8 protein-coding genes are annotated in these 8,608 nt (G+C 48.6%); 6 read left to right on the top strand and 2 right to left on the bottom strand.

Annotated features, from left to right (window positions below):
* The 5 genes from ABWO75_RS12690 to ABWO75_RS12670 all read left to right on the top strand — a co-directional run.
* Positions 1-1,061: amidohydrolase family protein (locus tag ABWO75_RS12690; protein WP_353186096.1), on the top strand; the 1,061-nt coding region annotated here is incomplete at its 5' end.
* Positions 1,062-1,288: 227 nt separating this feature from the next.
* A complete protein-coding gene (locus ABWO75_RS12685; RefSeq protein WP_257658820.1) occupies positions 1,289-1,675 on the top strand; it encodes a nuclear transport factor 2 family protein in 387 nt (128 codons plus the stop codon).
* A 32-nt stretch (positions 1,676-1,707) separates the two neighbouring features.
* Entirely contained in the window at positions 1,708-2,973 is a 1,266-nt protein-coding gene (locus ABWO75_RS12680) for an MFS transporter (protein ID WP_353186093.1), read from the top strand.
* Between the two features lie 405 nt (positions 2,974-3,378).
* Positions 3,379-3,849, top strand: coding sequence for a RidA family protein (locus tag ABWO75_RS12675; protein ID WP_353186091.1), 471 nt, complete (start codon positions 3,379-3,381; stop codon positions 3,847-3,849).
* A gap of 116 nt (positions 3,850-3,965) precedes the next feature.
* Positions 3,966-5,057 carry a metallophosphoesterase gene (locus ABWO75_RS12670; protein ID WP_353186089.1) on the top strand — a complete coding sequence of 364 codons (1,092 nt, stop codon included), beginning with the start codon at positions 3,966-3,968 and terminating at the stop codon, positions 5,055-5,057.
* Positions 5,058-5,190: 133 nt separating this feature from the next.
* Here ABWO75_RS12670 and acs read toward each other — a convergent pair whose 3' ends face one another.
* Positions 5,191-7,110, bottom strand: a complete 1,920-nt coding sequence (gene acs, locus ABWO75_RS12665; RefSeq protein WP_353186087.1) for an acetate--CoA ligase — start codon at positions 7,108-7,110, stop codon at positions 5,191-5,193.
* A 212-nt stretch (positions 7,111-7,322) separates the two neighbouring features.
* Between acs and ABWO75_RS12660 the strand changes: the two genes are divergently transcribed.
* Positions 7,323-8,189 carry a UbiA family prenyltransferase gene (locus ABWO75_RS12660; protein ID WP_353186085.1) on the top strand — a complete coding sequence of 289 codons (867 nt, stop codon included), beginning with the start codon at positions 7,323-7,325 and terminating at the stop codon, positions 8,187-8,189.
* Between the two features lie 27 nt (positions 8,190-8,216).
* Here ABWO75_RS12660 and ABWO75_RS12655 read toward each other — a convergent pair.
* Positions 8,217-8,608 (bottom strand): NAD(P)-dependent oxidoreductase (locus tag ABWO75_RS12655; protein ID WP_353186083.1); only part of this gene is annotated, 392 nt, incomplete at its 5' end.

Raw genomic sequence — 8,608 nt, 5'->3', positions numbered from 1 at the left:
CCCACCATTACTGGGGGACTAACATGGATCAGCAGTATATGAACGGACCGAATGCATTTCCGCCGGACGGTTTTACATTCCGCAACGGAGTGACCACTGTAGTGGATGCAGGAAGTCCGGGATGGCGTACATTTGCCGATTATAAAAAACAAACCATCGATTTTTCAAAGACCCGGGTACTGGCTTTCCTGAACATCGTAGGAGAAGGTATGCGTGGTGGGGTTTATGAGCAGAATACTGATGATATGGATCCGCGGATGGCGGCGCTTACCGCTCGCCGGTACCGTGACTACATCGTTGGGTTTAAAGTGGCTCACTTTGAAGGGCCGGACTGGACGCCGGTAGAAAACGCAGTAAAGGCTGGCGAACTGGCTGGCGGACTACCCACAATGATCGATTTTGGTGGCAGCAATCCTCCGCTACCTATCCGTGAGCTGTTCCTGGAAAAACTGAACCCTGGCGATATTTTTACCCACGCTTTCGGCCAATTGGGCAGTCGGGAATATATCGTTGACCTGGAAACGCAGAAGGTAAAGCCTTTTGTATACGAGGCCCGCAAACGCGGAATTAATTTCGATGTGGGTTACGGCGGTATCAGCTTTGCATTTTCGCAGGCTATCCCCGCAATAAAGGAAGGATTTTACCCGAACTCCATCAGTACCGATATTCACATTGGCAGCATGAACGCCGCGATGAAGGATATGCTGACCGTAATGGATAAATTTATCGTAATGGGTATGCCGTTTAATGAAGTGATTAAAGCATCTACCTGGAATCCGGCACAGATGATTAAACGGGAAGAACTCGGCAACCTGTCCGTGGGTGCGCCTGCAGATGTTGCCATTCTGGGGATCCGTAAAGGTGATTTTGGCTTTTTTGACTATGTAGGTACCCGGTTGGAGGCCGACCAACGGCTGGAATGCGAATTGACCGTCCGGGACGGCGGTATTGTATACGACCTGAATGGAAGAGCAACGCCGCTGAACGTTGATTACCGGAGCTACCTCCGTCAGGAAAATATCCGCCGTCAGACCGGCAACGGAGGAAACCGGCCGCACTAAAAAAAGCAATTTATGTCGGTTTTTATGCGGATATATTTGTATCATTGGAGCCTATTATAATAAACTTCATAAACAGCCATTCCCTTTTGCATCATTTGGTAATGGGAGGCATAAAAACAACAATGATGAGTAAAATAACCAAATTATTAACACTATTGGCCGTAATTGGGGTATGCATCAGCTGTGCGCCGGGCGCGGGCAATAATCAAGAGCAAAACAATCAGCAAATGACTAAAGACACATTGGACGTTGCAGAAGTGGAAGCCACCGTCGAATCATTCCGGCAGGCACTGGTTGCAGCCGACGAGGCCGCATTAACCAATTTAACGGCTAAAGAACTTACCTATGGGCATTCCGGAGGCTTGATCGAAGATCAGGCAACCTTTATCAACTCTATGGTATCTAAAAAGTTCGTATTTACCAGCCTGGATTTTTCGGATATCACGATTGCGGTTATAGGAAATACTGCGGTTGTACGGCATTCGCTGTTTGCTCATACAGCCGACCAGGGAAAAGATCCCGGTACGGTTTCGCTGCACGTGCTGTTGGTATGGGAAAAGATTGATGGCCAGCTGAAGTTAATTGCCCGGCAGGCGGTTAAGGTGGCGCAATAAGGCAGATCGGTTAATACTAATCACATCATAGAATGGAAAAAATATTAGCACGGTCGCGTTGGTATCGGCTGATACCCATTGCGTTTATTACGTATAGTCTCGCTTACCTGGACCGGTCGAATTTCGGTTTTGCTGCTGCCGGCGGCATGGCTGAGGACCTGGGGATTACGCCAGGTATGTCATCGTTACTTGGATCGCTGTTCTTTCTGGGATACTTCTTTTTCCAGATTCCGGGGTCACACTATGCCGCGACGAAAAGTGCCAAAAAACTGATTTTCTGGTCACTTATCCTGTGGAGTGCACTTGCTGCAGCCACCGGTATGGTGCACGACGTCAATATGTTGATCGCAATCCGCTTTCTGCTTGGTGTAGTGGAAAGTGCGGTGATGCCTTCAATGCTGATTTTACTAAGCAATTGGTTCACTAAAGAGGAGCGGTCACGCGCCAACACGTTTTTGATTCTGGGGAACCCGGCCACGGTATTGTGGATGTCCGTGGTCTCCGGATACCTGATCGATGCGTTGGGCTGGCGGGAGATGTTCATTATCCAGGGTGTGCCGGGGATTCTTTGGGCATTTATCTGGTGGAAATTGGTGGATGAGAAGCCGAAAGACGCCAACTGGATGACCGAAGAAGAAAAGGCGGATCTGGAAGAAGCGCTTTACAAGGAACAGCAGGGAATTAAGCCGGTTAAGAACTACGCCGAGGCATTCAAGTCGCGGGCTGTTATTCTGCTGTGTGCACAATATATGTTGTGGAGTGTAGGTGTGTATGGCTTTGTCATGTGGCTGCCGTCGATTATTAAGTCGGCTCCGAACATGGATATCGTGATCACGGGCTGGTTATCCGCTGTACCTTATATCCTGGCAATCATCGGTATGTTGGCAGCTTCTTACTTTTCGGATAAGACAATGAACCGGAAGGTATTCATCTGGCCTTTTCTGTTGGTTGGTGCTATCGCGTTTTACCTGTCATACCTGATTGGCGAGAGCAATTTCTGGTTGTCCTTTGCATTACTGGTTATCGCAGGTGGAGCGATGTACGCACCGTACGGTCCGTTTTTTGCCGTGATCACAGAGATTCTGCCGCGTAATGTTTCGGGAGGTGCGATCGGACTGATTAACAGTATGGGTGCCCTGGGTTCGTTCGGCGGTGCTTACATCGTAGGCTATTTGAATGGCGCTACCGGTGGCTTCGGTGCATCGTATATCCTGATGGCCGTTTCCCTGCTTGCATCTGCCATTCTGACCATAGTTGTGGTGAAGTCGCCCAAGCAGATTGCGGCTCAAGCCCAATAAATACAACAATGATGTTTATCGGTAATAGCGATAAAAATATACATTAATTGTTTTAATAAGCCATTCCGACTTGTCGGGATGGCTTATTCATCTCGCAGTAGGCGATTGATTGTAAACCAATTCTTATAATAAACCGGAGTTCCGCTTGCGCTTCTTACATAACCCAAATATGCGGCGGGTTTTTACTTTTGGCAGATTGTTTGTGTGCTGTGGGAAACGGAATAAGGGAAGCGAGGTGCCTCGCGGCATTGTTTTGTAAATTTTACCACGAAGAAGTAGCGCGATAATAGGATAACAAAGGTGAATTTTGTAGATTTGGTCATAATCCGGATAGATGGATGCAGGGAAAATGCGATGAACTGGAATTTAATTTAACATTAACTATTAACTTTTAATTTTTACCTCATGGAAATGAAAAATAATGAACGCCGTTCCGCATTGCGGAAAATTTTTGCATCAGCGGCCGGAGTTGTCGGTTTAGGCTTCCTGGCGAAAGCTGAAGCAAAAGCAGCTGCTCCTGAAAAAGAAGCTGGTAGCATTACCTATCAACAAAATGTACCGTTATTTTCCGGACATACCAAACATGGTAATCTGGTGTTCATCGCCGGAAAAGGCGCTCACTTTGACGGAGATATTACTGCACACACCAATCACGTGTTGGATGAAGTACAAAAGGAACTTGAAAAAGCAGGTTCTTCTATGGAAAAAGTGCTGAAAGTAAACGTATACCTGGCGGATTTGGCAGATTATACCAAAATGAATGAGGCCTACAAGGGTCGCTTTGGCAACAAACCTCCTGTACGTACGACGGTGGCTACATACGGTGGTGTACCGGGTGATTCCCTTGTGGAGATCGACTGCATTGCTTACGTTTAATAACGGCGCCCGTCCGCGGTAGGCGGTAAACGGATTGTCCGGACGTAATAGGCGTTATTGCTGCATGTTTTTTTTGCGGCAGTAATGCCTATATTTGTTTGTGTAAACCTGATGTTATGAATAGTAAATTATTTCTGCCGAGCCTGCTTCTTCTTTGGTTTGTCGGCCTTGCTTCGCATCCTGTCTACGCCCAGCAGGGCCAGCCATACGCACCACCACAACTCAGTAACTCCCAGTCTTGGTCGCTGGTATTACTGCCCGACCCCCAAAGCTATGTGAAATTTGAACGAAATCAGGGTGCACTCGAACTCATGATGGGGTGGATTGCCGAAAATATTGAATCGTTGCATATCGGCATGGTGCTCTGTACAGGTGATTTGGTGGAACATAACGATTGGCTGAACCCGAACGGGACACAAGGTAACCAACCGGGAAAACAACAATGGGAAGCTGTGGCACGTGCGTTCGGCCGGCTTGATGGCAAAGTGCCTTACGTGGCTGCAACCGGTAATCATGATTATGGGATCAAAAATATCGAATATCGCCGGACGAATTATAATCAGTATTTCCCTGTTGATAAAAACCCGTTGTCGCAACGGTTATTACGGGATGTGGGGATTGACGGCGATGGTTATCCCTCGCTTACCAATGCGACGTATGAATTTACCTCGCCGCATGGACGGAAGTTTCTGGTGATGGTGCTGGAGTTCGCACCCCGGGATACGGTACTCAACTGGGCGTTGCAGACGATCAATCAGCCGCAATACACCGATCATACGGTGATCCTGCTGACGCATTCCTACCTGAACTCGGAAAGTGAGCACATTATCAAGGAGAATTACCCGATAACCGATGGTAATTACGGTGCAGCCATTTGGGAAAAATTGGTAAAGCCTTCCAAAAACATCCAGTTGGTTTTGTCCGGGCACATTGGCAAGCCAGATGATGTGATGGGGCATATCGGGTTCCGGACCGATACCAATGCGGCGGGAAAAAAAGTACAGCAAATGGTATTTAACGCGCAGGCATTGGGTGGGGGCTGGCATGGGAATGGCGGTGATGGCTGGCTGCGTTACCTGGAATTCCTGCCGGATGGAAAAACCGTCAAGGTAAACACATTTTCCCCGCTATTTGCGTTGTCACCTGCTACGCGTCACCTGGCCTGGCGTACAGCGGCATACGATGCGTTTACGTTTACGCTTGATTAGCAGGCCGTTTAACAAGTAACGTGAAAAGGCGTGAAACAAATCCAAGGTAAATAATACACTAACGATTTGCTTCACGCCTTTTTATATGTGCATGGAGGTTAAGTTGCCTTGGCAATGTCCGGCGCGCGGTTCTCTAGCCTCTCAATTGCTCAGCTCCGGCTTTGATTTCTTCAACCACGGCAGGATCAAGCAGGGTGGTAGTATCACCTAAATTGGATATTTCCCCTTCGGCAATTTTGCGCAGGATACGCCGCATGATTTTACCGGAACGTGTTTTCGGAAGTCCGGATACAAACTGGATCTTGTCCGGCTTGGCGATCGCTCCAATAATACGGCTCACGGTTTTATTAATGTCCTGCCGGGTAAGATTTTCGTCGGTATGGTGATTACCAGCGATAACGAATGCATAGATCCCCTGTCCTTTTACGGCATGAGGGTATCCAACAACCGCAGACTCAACAACATCACTGTGCATATTGATCGCATTTTCCACTTCAGCCGTGCCGATCCGGTGTCCCGATACGTTAAGTACATCGTCTACGCGCCCGGTAATACGGTAATATCCATTTTCGTCGCGTAAACAACCGTCGCCGGTGAAATACATGTTTTCATACGTCGAGAAGTACGTCTGCCGGCACCGTTCATGGTCGCCATAAGTAGTTCGCAGCATGCCCGGCCAGGGGAATTTCATGCAAAGGTTTCCGCTGACGCCATTGCCTTCGATCTCGTTGCCCTGTTCGTCAAACAAGGCGGGCTGTACGCCGGGCAATGGCAACATGGCATAACCCGGAATGGTCGGCGTAATACCGGCGATGGGTGAGATGAGAATACCACCGTTTTCCGTTTGCCACCAGGTATCTGCAATAGGAGCCTTGCCTTTTCCGATCTTCTCATCATACCAGTGCCAGGCTTCTTCATTAATCGGTTCACCAACGGAACCCAATTTGGTAATACTGCTAAGGTCCTTGTTGTCAACAAAGCTGTCGCCCGCAGCCATCAATGAACGGATGGCGGTAGGTGCAGTGTAGAGAATATTTACTTTATGCTTTTCGACAATATCCCACAAACGGCCTGCGTCCGGCCAGGTGGGAACGCCTTCGAACATGAGTGACGTTGCACCCTGGGATAACGGGCCGTACACAATGTAAGAGTGTCCGGTGATCCAGCCAATATCCGCCGTGCAAAAATAGACTTCATTGGGTTGATACTGAAATACATTGGCAAACGTATAGCCCGTATAAACCATATACCCGCCGCAGGTATGTACCACACCTTTGGGTTTACCGGTCGATCCGGAAGTATACAGAATGAAGAGCATGTCTTCAGCGTCCATTTCTTCGGCCGGGCACGCCGGGTTCCCCTGCGTTTCTACTTTCGTGATCTCATCCTCCCACCATACATCGCGTCCCTTGATCATGGATACCGGCGTACGTGTACGGGTAAGCACGATAACCCGCTCGACTGACTTACACTGTACCAGTGCATCATCCACTATGCTTTTGAGTTCGATGGTTTTAGTACCCCGGAAGCTGCCGTCCGAAGTGATTACCAGTCGGCAATCCGCATCGTTGATACGGTCGGCAATGGATTGTGCGGAAAATCCGCCGAATACAACAGAGTGTATTGCACCGATGCGGGCGCAGGCCAGCACTGCAATGGCCAATTCAGGTACCATGGGCAGGTAAATACATACCCGGTCGCCCTTCCGGATACCATTATTTTTAAGCACGTTGGCAAACTGCTCTACTTTTTCAAGCAATTGCTTATAAGTCAGTACCCGGTGCGCTTCATTCGGATCGTTGGGTTCCCAGATAATCGCGGGCTTATCTCCCAGTTTATAGATGTGCCGGTCCAGGCAATTCTCGGTAATGTTGAGCCGGCCACCCTCAAACCATTTGATTTTCGGATCTTTAAAATTCCAGTCCAACACCTTGTTCCATTTACGGCGCCAGTAAAAATGATCGGCGACCCCTGCCCAAAACTCTTCGGGTTTCTCCACGCTATATTGGTAGGTCTTTTGATAATCGGCAAACGATTTGATCTGTAAATCCATGATTTAGTTAGTCTTTTTGCTTTACTTTGTTAGTTAATGAAATACGCCCTATAAATTTATAATCCTGATAGCTCCGCAATTATAAATGAAGCGGCTTATCTTGGTTTTTGTGCTGGCTAATTTACGTACTTTTTGGAAAAAAGAGAATTATCTGCCAAATGTTATGTGTTATTGATACATACCAAATGGCGTAAAATTACAGGACTAAATAGATGACATTGAAAATCTTCAGGGAGCTGCTTGATTTGATGATCTTCAGTAATGTACTGATCGCCTGCTGTGCGGTGGCGCAGGGTGCGCTAACCTATCGCCTGCTCGCAATCCCGGTAAACAATAAGGTGCTGGCGATTCTGGGCTGTGCCACGCTGGCGCTGTATAATTTCAGTATGATCCTTGCCAAACCGACCCATCCCGAGGCCTCTCCCTATCGGCGGGTCCGTTGGATATTCCGGCACGAGCGATCGCTCTGGATGTGGACGGGCGTAGCATTATTGATAGCAGCAGGGCTTTCTTTTCAGTTCCATAGTGAATCACTTTTATTGCTGCTGGCCGTGGGCGCTATGGGATTGGCTTATAATGTGCCGTTCCTTCATGATGCAGCCGGCAGGCGATTCGGCTTACGGCAGATTCCGGGACTTAAGTTGTTTTATATTGGACTGGTATGGGCAATGAGCTGTGTGCTGCTACCCGTCGCCGAAGCTCACCACAATGGCTGGCCGGTGCAGTGGTCCCCCGTTATGCAGCTGATGGGCTGGGTATTTTTATTCATTGTGGCCATAACTATTCCTTTTGATATCCGCGATATTTACCAGGATCGACACTACGGTTTAAAAACCATTCCAGTATTGTTGGGGGTTCGTGCAGCCCATGGGTTATGCGGCATATTGCTGGCTATACACGCCGGGTGGGTGCTGATGAGCGGCTATACGCCGGAAGTGCGGCTGGCGCTGGCAGGCGTTTCCCTGCTGTGCGCGGGAGCCATTCTGCTTCCGAAAAAAGAAAAGGGTACCTATTATTATTTCTTTGTGCTCGACGGCATGCTGATCCTACAATTCCTGATGGTCGCGTTCTTCGCCTGATACGGACTTCGTTGTCTTAACCTCCGCTTATGCGGTGCAGAAGTTCACGACTTTATCGGCGAGTGTATCGGCGATCTTGAAATAGCTTTCTACACTCCAGCCGGCAACGTGTGGACTAAAAATGATCCGTTCCTGCTGCATAATTTCGGTAAACCACGGAGCAGCTTCCAGTGCCGGGAACTTCTCAATGGGCAGTACATCGAATGCGGCACCGAGGATTTTCCCCGTATCAATGGCCTTTAAAACCGCGGGAATATCCACTACCTCGCCCCGGGCGCCATTCAGGAAGAAAATCGGCTTGCGGAAATGGTACAGGTACTCTTCATCTACCAGCGATCGGGTTTCACGTGTCAATGGGATGTGAAGGCTCAGCACATCTGCACGCTTCACCACTTCTTCCATGCTTACTTCGGTGGCAT

Source organism: Parapedobacter lycopersici (assembly GCF_040395035.1).
Classification (GTDB): Bacteria; Bacteroidota; Bacteroidia; order Sphingobacteriales; family Sphingobacteriaceae; genus Parapedobacter; species Parapedobacter lycopersici_A.
Note: the sequence above shows the minus strand (reverse complement) of the source record. Positions and strands in the feature narration are given on the sequence as shown.